The organism is Cellulosimicrobium cellulans (genome assembly GCF_016907755.1).
GTDB classification, from domain to species: domain Bacteria; phylum Actinomycetota; class Actinomycetes; order Actinomycetales; family Cellulomonadaceae; genus Cellulosimicrobium; species Cellulosimicrobium cellulans_D.
Map to the genome: position 1 here is coordinate 1,774,079 of NZ_JAFBCN010000001.1, position 18,267 is coordinate 1,792,345.

The following is an 18,267-nucleotide window of genomic DNA, read 5'->3' on the forward strand; positions in this document are numbered from 1 at the left end:
GACCGGTGGCACCGGGTCAGGAGGCCTTGCGGTGCTGGGTCGCGAGCGCGGCGCGCAGGCCCGCGACGTCGGACCCCGCCGCGGTGAGCGCGTCGACCAGCGCGCGGTGCGCCGTCGAGCCCTTCGCGCGCGCGACCGCGGCGAGCACGTGGCCCGAGTCGATGGTGCGGGAACCTGCGTGCACCGCCTCGCGCAGCGAGAGCTCGAGCGCCTTCTTCGCCTCGGGCGTGAACGGGATGTGCGACCGGCGGGTGCGTCGCCCGCGCGTGCGTTCGTCGTCGCCCGCGCGGTCCAGCGCCCCGGGCCCGAACGCCGCGTCCGTGCGGGCACGGATCTCGTCGAGGTCGATCCCGAGGGCGGCGAGCGCCGGGCCGTCGAGCGTGTCGTGGCGGCGCGCGGAGTCGACCTGGCGTTCGAGGCCGTCGGCGTCGACGCCGACCGCGGCGAGGGCGGCGGCGCCCGCGCCGCCGCCCTGGCGGGCGAGGGAGAGGAGCAGGTGCGCTGCGTCGATGGCGTCGTCGCCGCGGGTACGGGCGACCTCCTGGGCGCCGACCACCGTGTCGCGGGCGTCGGCGGCGAAGCGTTCGAACATGTCATGACCTCCTGGTGGTTCGGGACGCGCCGTACTTCTTGTGCACGGCCTGGCGGGTGACGCCGAGGCGGTCGGCGATCTCCTGCCACGACCAGCCGAGCGCTCGGGCGTGCTCGACCTGCAGCACCTCGAGGCGCTCGGCGAGCACGCGCAGCGACCGCACGGCGCGCAGCCCCGTGTCGGGATCGGTGCTGCTCGCGGCGTCCATGTCGACGGGTTCCATGGATGTCAATCTAGGTTGACATCCCACGATGTGTCAACAAGGGTTGACGCGCGGTGGTGCGTGGACGCGCCCCCAGGACGTCGGGGGCGGTCCACTAGGGTCGTGGCGCCGCGCCGGCGTCCAGGAGGCGCAGGGGCACCGACGACGGAAGAGGAACAGATGCACCAGCGGTCCATCGCGCCCGGGGGTCGTTCGCGCCGGGCGCTCCTGGCGGTCATGGCGGGCGTGACCACGGCGACGCTCGTCGCCGGGTGCGTGACGGTCAGCCCGGAGGCGCCCGTCGGGGAGCCGTCGGCGCCGGTCGACGCGGCGCCCGCCCGGTCCACGGACCCCTCGCCGGTCGTGGTCGAGGGCCACGTGCGCGGGGTCGACGTCGAGGCGAAGGTCGGGCCGGTCGTCGTGGACGGCGACCTCGCGGTGCTCCGGGTCGAGGTCGAGGCCACCGGAGGCGACGAGGCGGTCATGGCCGGGTTCGTGTTCGCCAACCGGGCGCTGACCCAGGAGGACTCGTTCGACGGCGTGCGGCTCGTCGACCTGGAGACCGGCGTCGTCCGCGAGGCGGCGCGGACCCCGGACGGGGTCGCGCTGGCGTCCCTGGGCGAGGAGTACATGCTCTCTCCTGGCCGCGAGCCCGTCGTCGGGCACGTCGCGTTCGACGCCCCGACGACGGCCACCACCTCGGTGCTCGTCCCGGCCGTGGGCCTGGTCGAGGGCGTGCCCGTGGTCGAGGCCGCCGACGCGGACGGCCTGACCGTCCCCGTGGAGGAGCTCGCGCCGGGCGGCCTCGCGGACGTCGTCGCGTCCTCCGCCTACCTCGAGACGTTCAGCACGACGGCCGGCGACGCCGTGCGCACGCGCGACGCGCACGACGTGGTGAGCGTCGTCGTCGACTCCGACGTCCTCTTCGACGTCGACTCGGACGTGATCGGCCCGGACGCGGGCGAGGCGCTCGACGCGGTCGTCGCGCAGCTCGCGCTCGCGGCCGACGGCGACCTGGTCGTCGTCGGGCACACCGACGACCAGGGCGAGGAGGCCGCGAACCAGGAGCTCTCGGAACGGCGTGCGCGGGCCGTCGCGGACCGGCTGGCAGAGATCGCCGACCTGGGTCGTTTCGACGTCCAGGTCGAGGGGCGCGGGGAGTCCGAGCCCGTGACGACGGAGGCGACCGACGAGGCGCGCGCGCTCAACCGCCGGGTGACCGTCGAGTTCACGCCCGCCGCGGACGCCGCGACGGTCGAGGCGACGTCGACCGACGGGCTCGTCGCCGCGGAGGGCCCGACCGTCGAGGGCCTGGGCGGCGCCGTCGTCCTGCACGGCGACGGGGTCGGCGGGATCCAGCGTCTGCACGTCGAGCTGGTCGAGGTGCGGCGCGCCGGCGGGTACCTGGTGGGCGAGCTGGCCGTGCGCAACGACGGTCCGGAGCAGGCGTCGTTCGTCAGCGTCCTCGGCTCCGTCCGGGACGGCCGGGGCGATCTCGGTCTGGGACTGCTCGGTGCGAGCAACGTGACCCTGCTCGACGGCGGGGTGCGGGTCTATCCCGTCGACTACCTCGTCGACCAGGACTTCTACGAGCTGCAGGCGCGCAACGTCCTCGCCGACGCCTCGGTCGGCTCGCTGGCGTCGGGGACGACGTCGACCGTGAGCGTGGTCTGGCCGGACCTCGGCTCCGACACGGTCGTCGTGGACGTGCCCGAGGGGTCGACGTCGCTCACCGACGGCAGCACGCCCGTCCGGTTCGTCGACGTCCCGGTCTCGGGCTGAGGCCTCGCGGGCCGTGGACCGTGCCCACGCGGGCCGCCGCGTGACGAACGGAACACCCGGCACCGGGCGCGGTCCGCGGCCGATCGATAGGAGCCCCGGCCTTCCCGGGCTACCCTGTACGGGGATGTCTTGATGTCGAGACATCGGTCATGCCGCACACGGCGCATCAGACGGAAGGACGCAGCAGGGTGGACCTGTTCGAATACCAGGCGCGCGACATCTTCGAGAAGCACGGCGTGCCCGTGCTGGGCGGGGTCGTCGCGACGACGCCCGAGGAAGCCCGCGCAGGCGCTGAGAAGCTCGGCGGCGGCACCGTGGTCGTCAAGGCCCAGGTGAAGACCGGCGGCCGCGGCAAGGCCGGCGGCGTCAAGCTCGCCCACTCGCCCGAGGAGACCGCCGAGAAGGCGTCCGAGATCCTCGGCATGGACATCAAGGGCCACACGGTCCACCGCGTCATGGTCGCCCAGGGCGCCAAGATCGCCGAGGAGTTCTACTTCTCGGTGCTCCTCGACCGGTCGAACCGCAACTACCTCGCCATGTGCTCCGTCGAGGGCGGCATGGAGATCGAGCAGCTCGCGGTCGAGCGCCCCGAGGCGCTCGCCAAGGTCGCCGTCGACCCGATCGTGGGCATCGACGAGGCCAAGGCGCAGGAGATCGTCGACGCCGCCGGCTTCGCCGAGGAGCTCAAGGCCCCGGTCGCGGCCGTCATCCAGAAGCTCTGGACCGTCTTCACGGCCGAGGACGCGACGCTCGTCGAGGTGAACCCGCTCGTCCGCACCGAGGACGGCTCGATCATCGCGCTCGACGGCAAGGTCACGCTGGACGACAACGCGTCGGAGGTCCGCCACCCGGACCACGAGGCGCTGGAGGACAAGGAGTCGACCGACCCGCTCGAGGCGAAGGCCAAGGCGAACGGCCTCAACTACGTCAAGCTCGACGGCGAGGTCGGCATCATCGGCAACGGCGCGGGGCTCGTCATGAGCACGCTCGACGTCGTCGCGTACGCGGGCGAGGCCCACGGCGGCGTGAAGCCCGCCAACTTCCTCGACATCGGCGGCGGCGCCAACGCGCAGGTCATGGCGAACGGCCTCGACGTCATCCTCAACGACCCGCAGGTCAAGTCGGTGTTCGTCAACGTCTTCGGCGGCATCACCGCGTGCGACGAGGTCGCCAAGGGCATCGTCGGCGCGCTCGAGATCCTCGGCGACGAGGCCTCCAAGCCGCTCGTCGTGCGCCTCGACGGCAACAACGTGGACCTCGGCCGCGCGATCCTGCGCGAGGCGAACCACCCGCTCGTGACGCTCGCCGAGACCATGGACGGCGGCGCCGACAAGGCTGCCGAGCTGGCCAACGCCTGATCGCCCGACGACGCGGAAAGCTGAGACAGAGAACACCATGTCGATCTACCTGAACTCCGACTCCAAGATCATCGTCCAGGGCATCACCGGCGGGATGGGTGCCAAGCACACCGCCCTCATGCTCGACTCGGGCGCGCAGATCGTCGGCGGCGTCAACGCCCGCAAGGCCGGCACGACCGTCACGCACAAGGACCACGAGGGCAACGACGTCACGCTCCCCGTGTTCGGCACGGTGGCCGAGGCCATGGCCGAGACCGGCGCGAACGTGTCCGTCCTCTTCGTCCCGCCGGCGTTCACCAAGGACGCCGCGATCGAGGCCGTCGACGCCGAGATGCCGCTCATCGTCGTCATCACCGAGGGCGTCCCCGTCCAGGACACGGCCGAGGTCTGGGCCTACCTCCAGGGCAAGAAGACGCGCATGATCGGCCCGAACTGCCCCGGCATCATCACGCCGGGCGAGTCGCTCGCCGGCATCACCCCGCACACCATCACGGGCAAGGGCCCGGTCGGTCTCGTGTCGAAGTCGGGCACGCTGACCTACCAGATGATGTACGAGCTCAAGGACCTCGGGTTCTCGACCGCCATCGGCATCGGCGGCGACCCGATCGTCGGCACCACGCACATCGACGCGCTCGAGGCGTTCGAGAACGACCCCGAGACCAAGGCGATCGTCATGATCGGCGAGATCGGCGGCGACGCCGAGGAGCGTGCCGCGGCCTACATCAAGGACCACGTCACCAAGCCGGTCGTCGGGTACGTCGCGGGCTTCACCGCCCCCGAGGGCAAGACGATGGGCCACGCCGGCGCGATCGTCTCCGGCTCCGCGGGCACCGCGCAGGCCAAGAAGGAGGCCCTCGAGGCCGTCGGCGTCAAGGTGGGCAAGACGCCGTCCGAGACCGCCGCGCTCCTGCGCGAGGTCCTCGCCTGACCCTGGGTCTGCCGGAGGACCCACGACCCGGGTCCACGCACCCGACGCCCCGCGACCGGTCCCCGGTCGCGGGGCGTCGTGCGTCCGGGCCGACGCCCGACGTCAGGTGGCCGGGTCGCGGTCGCCGCTCGGGACCGTCGGCGCTCCCGAGGCGGCCAGCCACGCGTCGAGGCGCACCCACTGCGCGTAGAGCCACGCGGCGCGCTCCTCGTCGCCCGCCGGGAGCGCGTCGCGGGGCGTCGCCCAGATCTTGAGCGTGAGGTGCTTGTCCATCGGGAGCTCGCGCCAGATGTCGCGCACCGTGACCAGACGTTCGAGGCCGGTGTGCGCGACGACCGCCACGCCCGTCGTCGGCGTCGCGTCGAGCGCGGCGAGGAATCCGCCCACGTGCGGCGCCATGACGTGCGGCATCCCCTCGGCGAGGACGGCGAGGCCGTCCTCGCCGGACGCGCGCAGCGCGGCGATCCGGGCGTCCCGTCGGCGCGGCGTGACGTTCCCGCCCTCGGGGAAGAGCAGCACGGCGGAGTCCGGCGCGAGGTCGGTGGCGAGCGCCGCGACCGCCTCGCTGCCCGACGGCGCGCCGTGCGGGCGGCGCGAGCGCGGCACGACGAAGCACGCGGGGACGCGGTGGAGCAGGACGTCGATGGCGGGGTCCCACTGCAGCGTGTCCTTGAGCACGACGCGCGGCTCGCGTCCCGCGGCGTTCACGATGCGGTCCATGAGCACGAACGAGTCGCCGGGCCCGGCGTGGCGGCTCACCACGAGCACCGGTGCCCCGTCGAGGCCGTCCGCCTCGCTGAGGTCGACGTCGATCCGCAGGCGCAGCGTCCAGCGCACCTGCCAGAACAGCACCGACAGCATCCGGCCGGCGAGCCGCACGTGCGCGCGCCGGAACGCGGGCCGGTGCAGCGCCCAGCCGAAGCCCGAACCCACCCAGAGCCCGAACAGGGCCAGGAGCGCGGCCGCGTCCCAGACGACGTAGAAGCTCGCGACCCACAGCACGCGCGGAGCGCGGAGCCGTCCAGGAAGGGCCCAGCTCACGATCCCGCCGACGAGCAGGACGAGCATGATGCTCGTCGGGACGAGCAGCACCGCGAGGACGACGACGGCCGGCGCGAGCACCAGCCGGCGGACCCACCGGGGCGGGGGCGGGACGTTCACGCGTCCCCGCCCAGCTCGTCCAGGTAGCGGCGCGACGCCGCGTACGACGAGGCGGCGCGGGCGCGCGTCGTGTCGAGCCGACGCGACGACGAGAGCCGGTCGTCGCCCGGGAGCGGCCCGCCGCTCGGCAGGACGTGGACGGCCACGTCGTCGGGGACCTCGGCGAGCTCGCGCGCGAACCGGTGCCGCCGGGAGATCTCGAACGTCACCTTCGCGACCTCGACCGCGGTCCGGGGCGGCCGCAGCGGTTCCTCGATCCGGCCGACCTGGAGCACCCAGACCGTCCGCGCACCGCGGCGCACGGCCTCGCCCAGCGGGATCGACGAGACCACGCCGCCGTCGACGTAGTGCTCGTCGCCGATGCGCGTCGGGGGCAGCGCGCCCGGCACGGACGCCGACGCGAGCACGGCCTCGACGAGCGGGCCGTCGCTGAACCACCGCTCGGCCGCCCGTTCGATCGACGCCGCGGCGACGACGAGCGGCACGGCGAGGTCGGCGAACGTCGTGCGCTCCCCGAGCACCTGGCGCAGGAGCGCGCGCAGGGGGGCAGGGCTGGCGAGGTGGGTGCGCGTCGTCGCGAGCCGGTGCACCTGGCGGTACCAGGCCTCGCCGTAGACCTGAGCCGCCGCCGGCGACGACCAGGCCGACTCGAGGCGGGGGACGACGGCGGGCGTCGGGTCGGCCGCGAGAGCCGCACCGTTGATCGCGCCGATCGACGTCCCGACGACCAGGTCGGGCGTGATGCCGCGTTCCAGCAGCGCGCGCAGCATGCCGATCTGGACCGCGCCGCGCACGCCACCGCCACCCAGGACGAACGCGGTGGGGGTGGGCGCCGTCGTCATGGACCGATCGTAGGCGCGGGTAGGCTGGCGCGCCGGGGCGAATGCCACGTACCGACCACTCGATCGACGACGATGGGCACCATGAGCACCACCAGCACGACGCGTGGTGCGCGCACGCGCACCGTGGACGGCAGCCCGGCCCCCGCACCGGTCGTGGTCCGGCGCGGGCCGTCGGGCGTGCTCGCCGCGCTCCAGGCCCTCGCGCTGTCGCTCGCGGTCGTCGTGCTGCCGGGGGTCGTGGCCTTCCTCGCGTCGTCCACCGGGTCCTCCGAGGGCACGGGGTGGGGCCAGTCCGTGACGATCGCCGCGGGCTTCTGGCTCCTCGGCCACGGGGTCCCGCTCGTCGCGAGCGGGACGACCGTCACGCTCGTCCCGCTGGGGCTCACCGCGCTCGCGCTGTTCTGCTGCTTCGCGTCCGCGCGCCGCTCCGCGCACACGACGACGTCCGCGTGGGTCGCGGGCACCGTGACCTACGCGCTCGCGACGCTGGGCGTCGCGCTCCTCGCGGGGTCCACCCCGCCCTGGGGCCTCGCGGTCGCCGTCGTCGGGGGCGCGCTCGTCGGCGGGCTCGGGCTCGGCGCCGGGATCCTCGCGCGGCCGGACGCTCCGTTCGTCGGCGACCTCACGCACCGGCTCGACGGGTGGCTCCCGCCGTCGGTGCGGCTGGGCCTGCGCGGCGGGCTGCTGGCCACGAGCCTGCTCGCCGGCGTCTCCGCCGTCGTCGTCGGGGCGTGGCTCGTCGCCGGGCGCGCGACGTCGGGCGACATCGTCGCCGGCCTCGTGCCCGGGACCGTCGGCGGGATCGTCCTCGCCCTCGCGCAGCTCGCCGTCCTGCCGAACGTCGTGGCCTGGGCGGGGGCGTGGCTCGTCGGGCCCGGATTCGCCGTCGGCGAGGGCAGCACCTTCGCACCCAGCGGCTCGGAACCGGGTGCGCTGCCCGCGGTCCCGCTCCTCGGCGCGCTGCCCGGCGACGACTGGACCAACCCCCTGACGCCCTGGGTGCCCGCGGTCGTCGTCGTCCTCGGGGTCGTGGCGGGGGCGTTCGTCTGGCGCCGCCTGCGCGACGTGACCGGCACCCACCCCGACGACGACGTCCGGTGGCTCGACGTCGGCCTCGCCGTGGGCGGGGTCGCGCTCGGCGCGGGACTCCTCGTCGGGGTCGTGAGCTGGCTCGCGGGCGGAGCCGTCGGGCCCGGGCGTCTCCAGGTCGTCGGCGCCGACGCGCTCGTCGTCGGAGCGCTCGCCGCGGCCGAGATCGGCGGCGGCGCCGCGCTCGCGATCCTGTGGTCGCGACTCGACGTGCTGGGCCGCCGCCACGCCCACCCCCTCGACGACGAGGCCTGACCTGCCGAGGTAGAGCCCCGGTCCGCCGAGGTAGAGCCGTAGTTGCGGAGGGGAGAGGGAGGGCGGTCTCAGGCGCCGTGGTCGCGGCGGGTGCCCCTCGTTAGCCGGGCTCTGGCGTGCGCGGCGGGGTGGCGTCGAGGTCGACCAGCGACGTCGGGACGGGGCAGTCGGGCGGGGCGGCAAGGTCCATCCGTGTCACCACCGACCAGCCGTCCTCGGTGAGCGGGAGCTCGAAGCGGGCGTCCTCGCCGACGGCGACGCTCGCCGACCATGCCTCGAGGCGGTCTGCGAGCACCGCCCAGTCGTCGGCCCATGACCGTGCCGGCCTGTCGGCGTCGAGCACGTCCGTGGGCACCGCGCCGACGGCTGTCGCGAGCGCGCGGGCACCCTGCGCGAGCTGGAGCGCGGCGGCGGCCCGCTCGGTAGCGGTCGCGGCGCTCGCGAGCGTGGCACCAGCCTCCGTGACCTGCGCGCAGGGTTCCGCGGCGGCGGCCAGGATCTGGTCGTCCTCGACCAGCTCCAGCGCGTCGTGGGTCGCGAACGACACGATCGTCCAGACGACGAAGACCACGGCAGCGAGGAGGACGACGGCGGGGACCGCGAGCCACCACCACGCGGCCTCCCTGCGGCGGAGGCGCTCTCGGCCGACGGGCAGCAGCGGCGTCGGAGCAGTCATGCCGCGGACGACCGTGCGGTGGGCTTGCCCTGGAGGGGGGCTGCTGCGGTGGCGGGGTCGGTGAAGGCCTGGCGTGGCACGACGGCGAGGAGGAGGACCGCGGCGACGAGCGCCGTCGTCCCGCACACGACCCAGACGGTGACGTACCCGCCGAACGAGCCGGCCGTGCTCCCGGTCGCGCCGCCCTGGAGCGCAGCGCCCGCGAGCGCGATGCCGAAGACGCAGGACGCGATCGCGCCACCGACGGTCTTCACGGAGTTGGTGAGGCCGGTCGCGACGCCGGTGAGCGTCGGGGGCGCGGCGGCGGCGGCCGCCGCGGGCAGCGCGGCGACGAGGGCGCCGGACCCGAGGCCGACGATCACCATGTTGGTGAGCACGTTCGCGTACGTCGCGTGGAACGGCAGGAAGAGCAGGAAGCCGACTCCCACGAGGGTGGACGCGCCCACGAGGGTGAGCCGCGGCGTCGCGCGCCGGGCGACGCGCGGGTACGAGAGCGCGCCGACGATCATGCCGATCAGGTAGACGCCGATGAGCAGGGACGTCTGGAAGCCGGTCGTGCCGAGCCCGTACCCGTGCTCGGCGGGGTCGGTGCGCGCGAACGTGGACAGAGGCGCCTGGGCGCCGAGCACGGAGACGCCGAACAGGCCGGCGGTGAGGAACACCGGGCCGAGCGTGGGGGAGCGGAACATGCGGACGTCGACGAGCGGGTCGTCCTGGCGCAGCTCCCACCGGGCGAAGGGCCACAGCAACAAGACCCCGAGCACCACGAGCGCCCAGGGTGCGACCGCAGCGACGCCCTCGAGACGCAGCAGGCTGAGCCCACCGGTGAGCGCGAGAAGGGCGAGCGAGACGAGCACGAGGCCGACGGTGTCGAAGCGTCCGCCTGCCGGGTCGGGGGACTCCTTCACCCCGAGCAGCACGACGACGAAGCACACGACGACCAGGAACGCCGGGACGAGGAGCACGACGCGCAGCGGCAGGGCGTCGACGAGCGCACCGCCCGCGAGCGCACCGAGGATGGCGCCGGTCTCGAGCGCCGCGACGAGGACGCCGGCGGCCCGCGCGGTGACGGCGGCGGGGTTCGCCAGGCGTCGGGCGCGCGACCACACGAGCGCGATCTCCAGGGGCAGCCACACGACGTAGAACCCCTGCACGGCCCACGCCACGAGGAACACCGTGAACGAGTCGGTGAACGGCAGGACGAGCGACGCTGCCGCGGTGACCGCGGTCGACCACAGGAGGATGCGCCGGTGGCCGACCATGTCGCCGAGCTTGGCCAGCGCGGGCACGACGAGCGCGGACAGCATGAGCTGGGAGCCCTCGAGCCAGTTCACGTCGGCGTCGTGCACGCCGAGGTGCCGCGCGATGTCCGTGAGCATCGGCGTGTAGTAGCCCTGGAGGACGCCGCTCGTCAGCTCGACGAAGGCGAGGAACCCGACGACGCCGGCGAGGGTCGAACCCGCGAGGCGCCCGGTGAGCGAGCGAGCCATCGCTGCTCCTTCTGCGTGGGGAGGCGCGCGTCGTCGCGCGCCCCGTGAGGTGGGGGAGCGTCAGGGTAGCCGCTCGAGCAGGGCGCGGTGGAACCGCTCCCCCCGCCCGAGCTCGGCGACCTCGACGCGCTCGTCGACGCCGTGGATGGTCGCGCGCAGCTCGGCGGACATCGCGAGCGGCGCGAACCGGTACACGGCGGGCGCGAACCGGTGGAAGTGCCGCGCGTCCGTCGCCTGCATCGTGATGTACGGGGCGGGGAGCGCGTCGGGGTGCGAGACGCCGACGCACGCGGCGAGGAGGGCGAACCGCTCGTCGTCGACGGGTGACTCGGGAGAGGGCTCGCTGCCCTCGACGACCTCGATCTGGACCTGCCGGTCGTCGACGCGCCGCCGGACGCGCTCGACGGTGCCCGCGACGGTCTCGCCGAGCGCGATCCGCAGGTTGACGGTCGCGGACGCCTGCGAGGGCAGGACGTTCGCGGCCGTGCCGCCGGAGAGCATCGTCGGCGCGACGGTCGTGCGGACGATCGCGGCGGCCTCGCCGCCCATCGCGGCGAAGGTCTGCGCGGACACGGGCGGCGCGGCAGCGAGAGCGCGCAGCGCGGTGCGCGCCGGTCCGGTCGCGCGGTCGGAGAAGAGGCGGAGCATGCGCGAGATCGCGACGGGCGTCCGCGCGGGGAAGGTGCGCGGGCCGAGGCGCTCCACGGCGCGCGCGACCCGCCGGACCGCCGTCGTCGTGGGCGGCGCGGAGGCGTGGCCGCCCTCGCCGCGCGCGGTGAGGCGCAGCGTGAGCACGCCCTTCTCACCGACTCCGATCATCGCGGCGCTCCCGGGGACGAGGGGGAGGGGCGAGTCCGTGACCGCACCGCCCTCGTCGAGCACGAGCCACGGGATCACGCGGCGGTCGCGCAGGGTCGTGGCGATCGCCGCGGCGGCCGCGCCGTGCGACTCCTCGTTGCCGCCGAACGAGAGGTAGACGTCGCGCGCGGGCGTGAACCCGGCTGCGAGCAGGTTCTCCACCGCCTCGAGCACGACGACGAGCGGCCCCTTGTCGTCGAGCGCGCCGCGCCCGTGGACCCAGCCGTCGGCGACGCGCCCCTCAAAGGGCGGGTACGTCCAGGCGTCGCTCTCGTCGACCGGGACGACGTCGTAGTGCGCCATGAGCACGAGCGGCGCCTCGTCGGACCGGCCGCGCCACCGGTAGAGCAGCCCGAGGTCGGTGATGCGCTCGCGGTCGAGGTGCGCGTGGACCAGGGGGTAGAGCTCGGGCAGGAGGTCGACGAGCTCGTCGAAGGGCGCGAGGCCTCGCTCCTCCATCTCGGCGGACACCGTGGGGATCCGGATGAGCCGGGCGAGGCGCTCGTCGGCACCGGGCCGAGGGGTCACGGGAGCGGTCGTCATGGCCCCACCCTAGAGACTCGATGTCACGAGCGGGCGACGGGGGATCTCTGTGCCGTGGCCCATCACGCCTGTACCGATTTAGTCCGACGCCATGACTCCCGGGAAGGGATCTGCCACGGAGCATGCGGCGCCTCGCGCCTAGCCCGAGAGTTCCGTGTGGATTCCCCATCGCTCCGTGCGCAGAGGAAGCTGGTGCCATCTTGACTGCGCTGTCAAGAACCGGTTTACTAGCGCCACGTCACCGTCGGCGCAGGGAGGCGTCACCCGTGGGCGCGCGGCCGGCGACCTCGCCACAGGAGGCGAGGCAGGACGCGACCCGCCTGGCGCCTCGCCAGGCGGTCGAACCGTCCGTCGGAGGCGGCACGGGCCGCCTCACCGTGAAGGAGCACCTGCGCGATGACGCGTCAGAAGTCCGGCACCGCCGTCGGCGCCCGTGCCGAGAGGCGACCCGTCCTGCGCTGCTCCCGACGGACGACGACCGACGTCGGCCCGCGCCGCCCCGACCGCACCGTGCGCGCGCCACGGACCACCACAAGGGAGCACCCCATGAGAAGCGTCAGAGCCCTGATCTCCGCCTTCCTGGCACTCGTGCTGAGCGCTGTCGGACTCGTCGTCGCGCCCGCGGGCGCGGCGCCGCCCGGCGACGACGTCGACACGATCACGTCGCGCCTCCGGGAGTACTACCTGGGGCAGGGTGACGACGTCATCATCGCGAACGGCATCTACCTGGCACGTACCTCCGAGGCTCTCGACTACGTCGCGTCGCAGGGTGCCGACGGATCGTGGCCGGACGTCGACTACGCGGACCGGACGAGCTCCGCGAACGGTGCGACCTGGTCCGCATACATCGCGCTCTACCGAATGCTCGCGCTCGCCCAGGCCTACCGCGACCCCGACGCCGCGGGCTTCGAGGACCCCGCAGTCCTCGCCGCGGTCGAGCGCGCGCTCGTGCACTGGGACGCGGTCGACCCGGGCAACACGAACTGGTGGGAGACCGAGATCGGCGAGTCCATGGCGATGGGGCGTCTCACCGTCTTCCTCGGCGACGAGCTGAGCCCCGAGGCGAAGGCCGTCGCGCTCGAGCACAACACCGGCAGGCTCGACCCGGTCGGCGCCAACGGTGCGTGGCGCACGACGAACTACCTCTTCGAGGCGCTCGCGACCCGCGACCACGAGAAGATCGTGTCCGGCTTCGACACCATGGTCCAGACCGTCGCCGTCGACCGCTCCGGGGCGACCAACGAGGCGGTGCAGCCCGACGGGAGCTTCTGGGCGCACGGGGCGCAGCTGTACAGCGAGGGGTACGGCATGGCGCTCTTCACCAACGTGGCGCTGTGGGCCGACGCGGCGCGCGGCACGGGTCTCGCGTTCACCCGGGAGCATCTGGACACGATCGCGTTCTACGTCGTCAACGGCACGCGGTGGATGATTCGCGGCGAGGTCGGCATGCTGTACCTCGGATATCGAGAGCCGAAGACCGTCGGCGGCGTCACGGGGTACGCCGCCGAGTTCCTCGAGCCGCTCACCAAGATGGAGCGCACGGACCCGCTGTACGCGACCGACTACCAGGAGCTGATCGACAGCATCAGGGGCACGACCCGGACCAACGGTGTCACCGGGAACAAGTACTTCTGGCGGTCGGAGTTCTCGTCCCACCTGCGCGACGGGTACGGGATCTTCACGCGGCTCAACTCGAGCCGCACCGTCGGCAGCGAGTACCGCTCCACCTTCCGCCCGGAGGTCGGCAACGAGATCGTGTGGAACGCGGCGGGCGCGACAGCGATCCAGGTGACCAACCGGGAGTACGTCGACCTCGGTCCGGCGTTCGACTGGTTCCACTACCCCGGCGTCACCGCTCCCTACGTCAAGGAGCAGACGCGTGGCACGGCCGGCCGGACGGGCAACGGAGGCAGCTTCACGGGCGGCGTCTCGGACGGCACCTACGGAGTGAGCGTGCACAGCCTCGACCGTGCCGACACCCAGGGCAGGAAGAGCTACTTCTACCTCGACGACGAGATGGTCGCGCTCGGCGCCGGTATCCGCTCGGAGTCCGACGCGCCGGTGCACACGACGGTGAACCAGGCCGTGGCGAAGGACAACGCCTCGGCCGACGGCCGACCCGTCGCTCCGGGGACCGTGGGCGCTGCGCTCGAGGGTCCGTCGTGGGCCTACAACGACGAGGTCGGCTACGTCTTCCCGGCCGGTCAGCGAGTGCTCGTCTCGAACACGGCGCAGACGGGGAGCTGGGTCGGTCAGGACCCGGTGAGCCGGGACGCCTTCACGCTCTACGTGGACCACGGCGTGCGTCCGAGCGACGCCGGCTACGAGTACGTGGTGCTCCCCGCCGCCTCCCCGCAGGAGGTCGAGGCCTATGCCGCGGCGCCCGCCGTCCAGGTGCTCCGCAACGACGCCGCGGTGCAGGCGGTGCGGCACGCCGGGCTCCGGCGCACGATGGCGACGTTCTACCAGGCAGGGAGCCTCGATCTCGGTGCCGGCCGGACGCTCGAGGTGAACCAGCCCGCGATCGTCCTCGTGGACGAGTCGGGCGAGGTCCCGGTGGCGAGCGTCGCGAACCCGGACCGGCCGGGCCTCGTCGTCTCCGTCGTGCTCGGCGGTCCGGACGGCGAGCACCGCGGCACGTTCGCCCTGGGTTCCGGCGCGAGCCTGGGCAAGACCGTCACGGCGCCCCTCTCGTCGGACGCCGGGACGGACTCGGACCTCACCGCGAGCAGCGCGCTGGAGGGTCACGGCGCGGCGCTCGCGGGCGACGGGGACGACGCCACGGCCTGGCGCTCCGGCGGAGACGGGACGGCGTGGCTGACGAGGCGTCTCGCGCCGGGGTCGTTCGTCACCGGCGCCACGGTGTCGTGGGGCGACCAGCACGCGTCGCGCTTCCTGGTGCAGACGTCGCTCGACGGCGCGACCTGGACCGACCACCGGTTCGTGCAGGACGGCGCCGGGGGTCGCACCCGGCTCGAACTGGCCCCGACCGCGGCCGCCTTCGTCCGCCTCGTGCTGCTGGACGGCCCGGGCGACGACGGGTACGCCGTCCGGGAGCTCGACGTCGACTCGAGCGTGAACCTCGCCCTCGGTCGGTCGGCGACCGCCTCCGGCTCGTCGGGCGGGGCCGCCGCGAGCATCACGGACGGCAACATGGACACCCGCTGGAGCGGGAACCTCTCGGACAGCGCCTGGGCGCAGGTCGACCTCGGCTCCGTGCAGCGGATCGGCGCCGTGCGGCTGTGGTGGGAGGCATCCTTCGCCCGCCAGTACCGCATCCAGGTCTCCGACGACGGCACCGCCTGGCGCGACGCCTACGCCACGACGGGCGCGGGCAGCGACGGGGGGACGGACGCCGTCGCGGTCGACGAGCGGGCGCGCTACGTGCGCATGCAGACGGTCCAGCGCAGCACGACCCAGTACGGCGTCTCGCTGTGGGAGCTCGAGGTGTTCGCCGACGACCTGGTCGTCGACGCGCCGACCGTGCCGGCGGGCCGGGAGAACCTGGCCCTCGCCCGCCCGGTCCAGGCCGACTCGACCTACAACGCGACCGCCGGCGCCCGCAACGCCAACGACGGCAACCTCACGACGCGCTGGTCCTCCCAGCGCCAGGACGCGCCGTACACGATCGAGCGCTGGCTCCAGGTCGACCTCGAGGGAACCCGCAGCATCAACCAGGTCGTCGTCACCTGGGAGGCGGCGACGTCGAACGACTTCCGCGTCGAAGGGTCGCTCGACGGCCGGACCTGGGAGCAGCTGGCCCGGGTCGAGAAGACCTCGGCAGAGCTGCGGAACGTCGTGGACCTGCCCGGGTCCGACGTGCGCTACGTCCGGGTGATCGGCCTGCCCGTCACGAAGTACGGGCTCTCGATCTTCGAGCTCGAGGTGTACGGCGGGTACAACCTGCAGTGCGACGCGTCGCCCGTGGCCGCGGATCCCGCGTCCAGGGCGGTGGCGACGGCCAGCGTCACGCCCCTCGAGCCGGACGACGAGTTCATCGCGTTCTCGCTCGACGAGTCGGTGGCGTCGGTCGTGGGCGACCCCCGCGTCGGCGACGGGCGCGTGGAGCTCGACCTGGCCACCGGCCAGGCCGGGAGGACCGCCGTCCTGGTCACGCACGCGAAGGGTGACGAGATGGCGTGGTGCGACGTGGTCGTCGCGGTCGACACGGCTGAGCTCGACCGGCTCGTCGCGCAGGCCGACGCGCTGGACAGCAGGCAGTACACGCCCGAGAGCTGGGCCCCCCTGCTGCCCGCGCTCGAGGCAGCGAAGGAGGCGGCCCGTGCGGAGGGCGCGACCCAGGGCGACGTCGACGAGAAGACGGCGGCCCTCGCAGCGGCGCTCGAGGGTCTCGTGGAGCGGGCCCCGGTGACCACGGCGCCGACCGTCGAGGTGACGGCGCGCTGCCTGGCCGGCACGGCCTACGTGGCGGTGCGCGCGACGAACACGGACGAGCAGACAGCGGCGATCGTGCTGTCGACACCGTTCGGCGACCGGACGTACGCCGCGGTCGCGCCGGGAGGGAACGCCTACCAGTCGTTCAGCTCCCGAGCGGCCGTGGTGGACGCCGGAGCGGTGAGCATCACGGCCACCGCACCCGGTCGCGAGCCGGTGACGGTCCAGGCACCGTACGAGGCCAAGCGCTGCGGCTGAGCCGCGGCGGCCGCGGCCGGGCCGTCGTGGCGGTGTCGGAGGACACCGCCACGACGGCCCGGTCCGCTCCGTCAGAGATCCCTGACCGCGTCGTCGCGGTCACCCGTCCCGAGAGGAACCACCGATGCTTCCCCACCTGACACGACTCCGTCGCCGAGCCACGGCGGCGGTCGCCGGCGCCGCCCTCGTGGCGCTCGCCGTCGCCCCGGCGGCGGCGACGACCGAGCCCTCGCTCCGCCTCGACACGCCGCGGATCACGGCCGACGGGTCCGTGACGATCACCTATGCCGCCGGCGCGGCGGTCAACACGAAGAACTGGCTCGGCGTCTACCGCGACGGCGTGCTGCCGGGCGGGCCGCCCTCGCTCGACTGGCGCTACGTGCCGGACGCGTCCGGCAGCGTGACCTGGGGCCCGGAGCACCGCGCGGGCTGGACGCGCGGTGCTGCGTCGATCGGTCCGGGTGACTACGACGTCTACCTGCTCGCCGACGACGGGTACGACGTGCTCGCCGGGCCGGTCGACCTGACCGTGGAGGCGGTGCGGCCGGTCGAGCCCGCCGAGCCCAAGCCTGAGGTCGACGGCGTCAGCGAGCTGAACGTGCTCACCTTCAACCTGTGGCACGGTGGCTCGCAGATCCCGGACGGGGCGCGCGAGATCGCCGACGTCCTCCGGGAGACCGATGCGGACGTGACGTTCATGCCGGAGCGCAACGACACCCCGGCGGACGTGGCGGCGCTCCTGGGGTACGACCATCTTCTCGCGACCGGCACCGGCATTGTGTCGCGCTACCCGATCCTCGAGACCGGGACGGTCGGCGACCGGTGGTCGAAGGCCGTGCTCGACGTCAACGGCACAGAGGTGGTGGCCTACGGCGGTCACCTCGAGTACCGCTGGTACACGACGTACCTGCCCCGCGGGTACGGCGGAGCGGTCCTCGGCGACTGGCCGGCCGGGTGGGGCACGTGGGACCGGCTCGACGCGCCCGTGACGGACGTCGGCGCGATCCTCGCGGCGAACCTCCAGTCGGGTCGCCCGGCGGCCGCGGCCGCGCTCCTCGACGACGTCCGGGCGGAGCGCGCGGCCGGTCGCCTGGTCGTCGTGGGCGGCGACTTCAACGAGCCGTCGGTGCAGGACTGGACCGACGCCACGGCCGACCTGTTCGACCACCACGGCGTCGTCGTCCCGTGGCAGACGACGCAGACCCTGCTCGACGGCGGTCTCGTGGACGTGTTCCGCGAGGTCCACCCCGACCCCGTGTCGAACCCGGGCTTCACGTGGCCCGCGGACAACACGCTGTTCCCCACGTCGGAGCTGACGTGGGCGCCGGAGGCCGACGAGCGGGACCGGATCGACTACGTCTTCGTGGCACCCGACGACCGCGTGGCGGTTCACGGCGCCCAGGTCGTGGGTCCGCAGTCGACGATCGTGCGCGACGAGCGCGTCGACGACGACAGCGCCGACGTGATCCTCACGCCGGACGCCGTCTGGCCTTCCGACCACAAGGCCGTCCTGGCGTCGCTACGGGTCTGCGACGAGGCGTGCGTGCCGAGCGGGGCGCCGGAGGTCGAGGCGGTCGTGCGGTGCATGGCCGGGACCGCGCACGTGGCCGTACGGGCGACGAACACGGGCGACGCCGCGGCGGCCGTCGTGCTGTCGACCGCGTTCGGCGAGCGCGCCAGCGCGGACGTCGCGCCGGGACGCCATGCGTACCAGTCGTTCAGCACGCGGGCCGCACGCACCGACGCCGGCACCGCGACAGTCACGGCGACCGTGGCGGGTCGGGCACCGGTGACGGTTCAGGAGGAGTACGCGGCGAAGAGCTGCGGCTGACACGCGC

At 73.9% G+C, this 18,267-nt stretch carries 13 protein-coding genes; 6 read left to right on the plus strand and 7 right to left on the minus strand.

Annotation, left to right across the window (positions count from 1 at the left end; translation table 11 throughout):
* Window positions 1-16: 16 nt before the first annotated feature.
* Complete coding sequence (locus tag JOE63_RS07650; protein ID WP_204540344.1) at window positions 17-592, minus strand: Clp protease N-terminal domain-containing protein; 576 nt, start codon at window positions 590-592, stop codon at window positions 17-19.
* Window position 593: 1 nt separating this feature from the next.
* Window positions 594-815 carry a helix-turn-helix domain-containing protein gene (locus tag JOE63_RS07655; RefSeq protein ID WP_087471385.1) on the minus strand — a complete coding sequence of 74 codons (222 nt, stop codon included), beginning with the start codon at window positions 813-815 and terminating at the stop codon, window positions 594-596.
* A gap of 159 nt (window positions 816-974) precedes the next feature.
* Here JOE63_RS07655 and JOE63_RS07660 point away from each other — a divergent pair, with 159 nt between their 5' ends.
* From JOE63_RS07660 to sucD, 3 genes are all read left to right on the plus strand, one after another.
* Window positions 975-2,576 (plus strand): OmpA family protein, encoded by a 1,602-nt coding sequence (locus tag JOE63_RS07660; RefSeq protein WP_204540347.1) that lies wholly within the window; start codon window positions 975-977, stop codon window positions 2,574-2,576.
* 188 nt (window positions 2,577-2,764) lie between these two features.
* Window positions 2,765-3,934 (plus strand): ADP-forming succinate--CoA ligase subunit beta, encoded by a 1,170-nt coding sequence (sucC, locus tag JOE63_RS07665; protein ID WP_204540351.1) that lies wholly within the window; start codon window positions 2,765-2,767, stop codon window positions 3,932-3,934.
* A 37-nt stretch (window positions 3,935-3,971) separates the two neighbouring features.
* The gene (sucD, locus tag JOE63_RS07670) at window positions 3,972-4,862 is read left to right on the plus strand and encodes a succinate--CoA ligase subunit alpha (protein ID WP_087471388.1); all 891 of its coding nucleotides are present in this window, start codon (window positions 3,972-3,974) and stop codon (window positions 4,860-4,862) included.
* A 102-nt stretch (window positions 4,863-4,964) separates the two neighbouring features.
* On the opposite strand, the gene JOE63_RS07675 is transcribed toward sucD, so the two are convergent.
* Both JOE63_RS07675 and JOE63_RS07680 read right to left on the minus strand, forming a co-directional pair.
* Complete coding sequence (locus JOE63_RS07675) at window positions 4,965-6,023, minus strand: 1-acyl-sn-glycerol-3-phosphate acyltransferase (protein ID WP_307839990.1); 1,059 nt, start codon at window positions 6,021-6,023, stop codon at window positions 4,965-4,967.
* Complete coding sequence (locus JOE63_RS07680) at window positions 6,020-6,865, minus strand: patatin-like phospholipase family protein (RefSeq protein ID WP_204540353.1); 846 nt, start codon at window positions 6,863-6,865, stop codon at window positions 6,020-6,022. Before JOE63_RS07680 ends, JOE63_RS07675 begins: the two co-directional genes overlap by 4 nt.
* A gap of 81 nt (window positions 6,866-6,946) precedes the next feature.
* On the opposite strand from JOE63_RS07680, the gene JOE63_RS07685 reads away from it, so the two are divergent.
* On the plus strand, window positions 6,947-8,209 hold the full coding sequence (locus JOE63_RS07685) for a cell division protein PerM (RefSeq protein ID WP_204540356.1): 1,263 nt from the start codon (window positions 6,947-6,949) through the stop codon (window positions 8,207-8,209).
* 100 nt (window positions 8,210-8,309) lie between these two features.
* Here the strand turns inward: JOE63_RS07685 and JOE63_RS07690 are convergent, their stop codons facing one another.
* Genes JOE63_RS07690 through JOE63_RS07700 form a run of 3 tightly spaced genes read right to left on the minus strand, consistent with a single transcriptional unit; the run spans window position 8,310 to window position 11,776 of the window.
* The gene (locus JOE63_RS07690; RefSeq protein WP_087471390.1) at window positions 8,310-8,885 is read right to left on the minus strand and encodes a hypothetical protein; all 576 of its coding nucleotides are present in this window, start codon (window positions 8,883-8,885) and stop codon (window positions 8,310-8,312) included.
* Window positions 8,882-10,375: an MFS transporter gene (locus JOE63_RS07695; protein ID WP_087471391.1), complete on the minus strand. Its 1,494-nt coding sequence runs from the start codon at window positions 10,373-10,375 to the stop codon at window positions 8,882-8,884. The genes JOE63_RS07690 and JOE63_RS07695 overlap by 4 nt, the downstream gene beginning before the upstream one ends.
* Window positions 10,376-10,435: 60 nt before the next feature.
* The gene (locus tag JOE63_RS07700) at window positions 10,436-11,776 is read right to left on the minus strand and encodes a M20/M25/M40 family metallo-hydrolase (protein ID WP_087471392.1); all 1,341 of its coding nucleotides are present in this window, start codon (window positions 11,774-11,776) and stop codon (window positions 10,436-10,438) included.
* Between the two features lie 546 nt (window positions 11,777-12,322).
* On the opposite strand from JOE63_RS07700, the gene JOE63_RS07705 reads away from it, so the two are divergent.
* Together JOE63_RS07705 and JOE63_RS07710 are read left to right on the plus strand one after the other, a co-directional pair.
* Entirely contained in the window at window positions 12,323-16,429 is a 4,107-nt protein-coding gene (locus tag JOE63_RS07705; protein WP_204540359.1) for a polysaccharide lyase family 8 super-sandwich domain-containing protein, read from the plus strand.
* 124 nt (window positions 16,430-16,553) lie between these two features.
* On the plus strand, window positions 16,554-18,260 hold the full coding sequence (locus JOE63_RS07710) for an endonuclease/exonuclease/phosphatase family protein (RefSeq protein ID WP_204540361.1): 1,707 nt from the start codon (window positions 16,554-16,556) through the stop codon (window positions 18,258-18,260).
* Window positions 18,261-18,267 lie beyond the last annotated feature (7 nt).

Bases quoted from the DNA above. Each gene is read 5' to 3' on its own strand.
- JOE63_RS07650 (WP_204540344.1), bottom strand. From the start codon at position 592: ATGTTCGAACGCTTCGCCGCCGACGCCCGCGACACGGTGGTCGGCGCC.
- JOE63_RS07655 (WP_087471385.1), bottom strand. From the start codon at position 815: ATGGAACCCGTCGACATGGACGCCGCGAGCAGCACCGATCCCGACACG.
- JOE63_RS07660 (WP_204540347.1), top strand. From the start codon at position 975: ATGCACCAGCGGTCCATCGCGCCCGGGGGTCGTTCGCGCCGGGCGCTC.
- sucD (WP_087471388.1), top strand. From the start codon at position 3,972: ATGTCGATCTACCTGAACTCCGACTCCAAGATCATCGTCCAGGGCATC.
- JOE63_RS07680 (WP_204540353.1), bottom strand. From the start codon at position 6,865: ATGACGACGGCGCCCACCCCCACCGCGTTCGTCCTGGGTGGCGGTGGC.
- JOE63_RS07685 (WP_204540356.1), top strand. From the start codon at position 6,947: ATGAGCACCACCAGCACGACGCGTGGTGCGCGCACGCGCACCGTGGAC.
- JOE63_RS07690 (WP_087471390.1), bottom strand. From the start codon at position 8,885: ATGACTGCTCCGACGCCGCTGCTGCCCGTCGGCCGAGAGCGCCTCCGC.
- JOE63_RS07695 (WP_087471391.1), bottom strand. From the start codon at position 10,375: ATGGCTCGCTCGCTCACCGGGCGCCTCGCGGGTTCGACCCTCGCCGGC.
- JOE63_RS07700 (WP_087471392.1), bottom strand. From the start codon at position 11,776: ATGACGACCGCTCCCGTGACCCCTCGGCCCGGTGCCGACGAGCGCCTC.
- JOE63_RS07705 (WP_204540359.1), top strand. From the start codon at position 12,323: ATGAGAAGCGTCAGAGCCCTGATCTCCGCCTTCCTGGCACTCGTGCTG.
- JOE63_RS07710 (WP_204540361.1), top strand. From the start codon at position 16,554: ATGCTTCCCCACCTGACACGACTCCGTCGCCGAGCCACGGCGGCGGTC.